2 protein-coding genes and 1 pseudogene are annotated in these 3452 nt (G+C 31.4%); 2 read left to right on the top strand and 1 reads right to left on the bottom strand.

Annotated elements, in window-relative coordinates:
- Positions 1–597: 597 nt before the first annotated feature.
- Both HCUR_RS04815 and HCUR_RS04810 read left to right on the top strand, forming a co-directional pair.
- Complete coding sequence (locus HCUR_RS04815; protein WP_165780774.1) at positions 598–939, top strand: HU family DNA-binding protein; 342 nt, start codon at positions 598–600, stop codon at positions 937–939.
- 1425 nt (positions 940–2364) lie between these two features.
- The gene (locus HCUR_RS04810; protein ID WP_104206997.1) at positions 2365–3093 is read left to right on the top strand and encodes a polysaccharide deacetylase family protein; all 729 of its coding nucleotides are present in this window, start codon (positions 2365–2367) and stop codon (positions 3091–3093) included.
- 108 nt (positions 3094–3201) lie between these two features.
- Here the strand turns inward: HCUR_RS04810 and HCUR_RS07845 are convergent.
- Positions 3202–3452, bottom strand: a pseudogene (locus HCUR_RS07845) (hypothetical protein); the annotation flags it as partial.

Raw genomic sequence — 3452 nt, 5'->3', positions numbered from 1 at the left:
TATCCTGATATTCAAACTTATTTTTTGATTGCGTATAGACACTATATTAGATTCGCTTATTGGCAAAAAAATTGCTGGTGGGTTAATAGAACACGCTCTAATGTAAGGTACATAAGTATATGTAGGAAATATCATGCATAAGAATCCAGACAATAAGTAATAAAATAACGGATTCGAATTCGTCTAAAGTATATCATGCGCTTTGTTTTTCAAGGCATTGGTTTTGAAGCAACACCATAAAAGCAACACCATAATTGTTCAACTAGATTGAGCGCTGGTAAATAGGGTGGAATATATTTTTTGAGATATTTATTCACTCTATGGATTATTAAGATAAAATTATCTTAATATAGTAGATATTTTTGAATATACATAAAACGACTCTAGTTTTTTCCATTATGTTTCATCAATAACCATTCTTGCTACCGCTCCTGCTTTTCACTTTCATCGCAAGAGTATGCTTGTTAAATTGGGTTTAGAGACAGATCTTAGACAATGTAATCACGGAATAATTCCGCATCAATAAAAGCATTGAATTTTTACTTTTTTTTCAATTTTTTATTTTAGTATTTTTAGAAGAGAAAATTAAAAAATATAATGACAAAAAAAGATATCATTTTAGAGATTTGTAAAGAAACGCCTCACATTTCGCAACAATTTATAGAGGAAGTTGTTGATTTGTTTTTTACAGAATTAAGCATGTGCTTATCAAAAGAAGGAAGCGTAGAGTTACGGGGTTTTGGAAACTTTGTGTGTAAAAAGCGCCTTGCTTACATGGGAGTAAATCCCAAAAGTCAAGAACGCATTTACGTTCCTAGTAAAAAAATTATTATTTTTAAACCGAGCCACTCTTTAAAAAAAGCGCTTATTTATCACCAGGTAGAAAAAAAGAAATTCCTTTCCGAAATTTACAAAGATTGGAGTCGCTTTAAACGGTAATCATTTGAAATTAAAAAATTATTTTATAGAATACTCTAAATGTACATTCCAAAATTGTCATGGTTTGAAATCATGGTAAATACTTTTGTTGTTTTTCCAGTTTTTAATAATGAATTCATACGGTTATACCTTGAAGAGGTTTCATACCATTGACCAGTTTTCACCTAATCATATGATAATTTAGTTTAAAAATAGAATTTTACGTATTATTGTCAGAACATGACACAAAGACTATAGAGATGGCAAGCAGATAATACAGCCTAGACTTAAAAGGAACGAGTAAAAAGATACGTAGAGACTAGGTAATAATCAAAAAATAAGTGAAAAAATAGTTATGGATCGTAAGTATAGGATGAATACCCTAGGTAAAGAAGAAGTTAGCAAGCCTAAAGCACGATTAGGCCGTAAAAAAACCATAAATCTAAATCAGTTGAAAATGTATTTTGAAAGTAAAACATAATCAGAGATCAATAAGTTATTTAACGTAACCATTGTTTTTATCTATAAAAGACTTAATACTTTAGGTTTTAGCGATAAACATTTTTACTTTTTGGGAGAAATGTTAATAAAAGTGAACTCAATATCAAGAAATAATTAACGATCTATAGTAATTTAGCTTGAATATGGAATTTGAAAGAATTTAAGTAAGAGTGTACATCATTTCGTACATTGAGTAATGGTACGATTAATCTATCATTGTATAGTAGCCCAGAATTTCTTAATGGAGTTTAGATCAGTCAAGTGTTTCGGTAAAAACACCAATCTGAAACCATTCAGTTCTATCAATGATTTGTGTTTTATAAGCATTATGGAATGAGGCATGATCCACAATCAGGCTGACGTTTAGCGCTATGATTCAACACTGTTCTCTACACTGATTAAAAACATCCGTATTGGAATACCCCTTAAAAACCATGGAAGGATTGCTTGATTATTCACAAGTCCAGCTGGAGGGTAGATTCTTTTCTAACATGTAACACACTTCTTATCAACCAATTTTTTACTTCTCTTACGCCACCCGCTGTCTCTGCAAATCGTCTCTTTATACCACTCTCATCAATATATACAAGACTTTTATGCACTATATAGTTAATTTTTTCTTGATATGTGTTTTTTCACAAGCCTCCCCAAAGGTAAAAGCTTTTACTCAGCATCACTATTTTTGTGCTTTTCTTTTGATCATTGCGTAATTTTATGCATTCTGCTACGCTTTCTTTTAAGTTTAGGCTGTATTGTCTTCTTCCCATTTCTATAGTCTTTTTGTCATTTTCTGACAATTATGATAAATCTAATGTAACTTTCAAGCTAAATTATTATAATTGCATTTTTATCATTTGTTTTCATGAGGTGGTCATAAAAAATCAGTTTGACTTTTTATAAAAAAATTGATTATAATGATAAAACAAATTTATAAGTTAACTTAGAATGCGTAAGTGTTGTATTTTTTACGCAGTCGCCTTTTGTTTAGGGCTATTCTTTGGAAGTTCTAGAGTTACGGGCTTTGATTCTCGCATTGTCTCTTGTAAAAATTTTCCCGATCGCAGTGTTTTGATGACGTTTGACGATGGTCCTTCAGCTTCCACAGAAAAAGTTCTTGAAGCATTAAAAGCGGAAGATGTTAAAGCAATCTTTTTTATTGTGGGAAAGAATGGGATATCCCCACAAGGAAGAAAAGTTTTGAAGCGCATCTCAGAAGAGGGGCACATGATTGCTAATCATGGATATCATCATGTAACCATGACAAAACTCACAAAAAAAGAACAACAGCTTTCTCTTAATAAAACCAATGCTTGTATAACAGATTTCCAAAAATCAGTCCTTTACTTTCGCCCTCCTGGTGGGGCATGTAATGATACATTAAAGCGCTCTGTGAGTGATTCAGGAATGCGTGTTATGTTTTGGAATATCGATCCAAAAGACTGGAAAAAAGATTCTCATGGGTGTAGGCCAAGCAGTCAAGTACTGAAAGAAAGAATTCTTGAGACGTTAAAAACCCAAGGACATCGAGGAATCATTCTGTTACACGATATTCATTTAAATACCGCACTATCTGTACCTATGATAATAAAAAATTTAAAAAAAAATGGATACCATTTTATTACTCCTGAAGAAGTCTCAGTGTACCAAGAATCAAGTACAAACAAAAAATATTAAATCAAAAAATTTTTATTAATTTTCAGTATTATTGATCAATAAGTACTTTATCTGCTATTTTTTTTATGACCCTATTGTATATAATTTTTCTCTGTACAGGACAAAAGTTTATCTCCCTGTAAATACCCGCTCAATTACAGTGTTTTGATTAAAAATTGACACAATATCATTCACGAAATTGTTAACCGAACGATCAATTTTAAAAAATAATTCCCGCAGCAGATCCAAGCCAACGCGTAACACGCTTTTTTCCAAACGACCATGCTTTTTCTTGTTGATAGGGGCTTTCTTTACTACAATTTGACTCATTTTGTACGCAAAACAAAAAGCAATCGTTAATATCGATAGTAAATTATGTA

It is taken from the genome of Holospora curviuscula (genome assembly GCF_002930195.1).
Taxonomy (GTDB): Bacteria; Pseudomonadota; Alphaproteobacteria; order Holosporales; family Holosporaceae; genus Holospora; species Holospora curviuscula.
The sequence above is the reverse complement of the archived record's forward strand: the minus strand, read 5'-3'. Positions and strand labels throughout refer to the sequence as shown.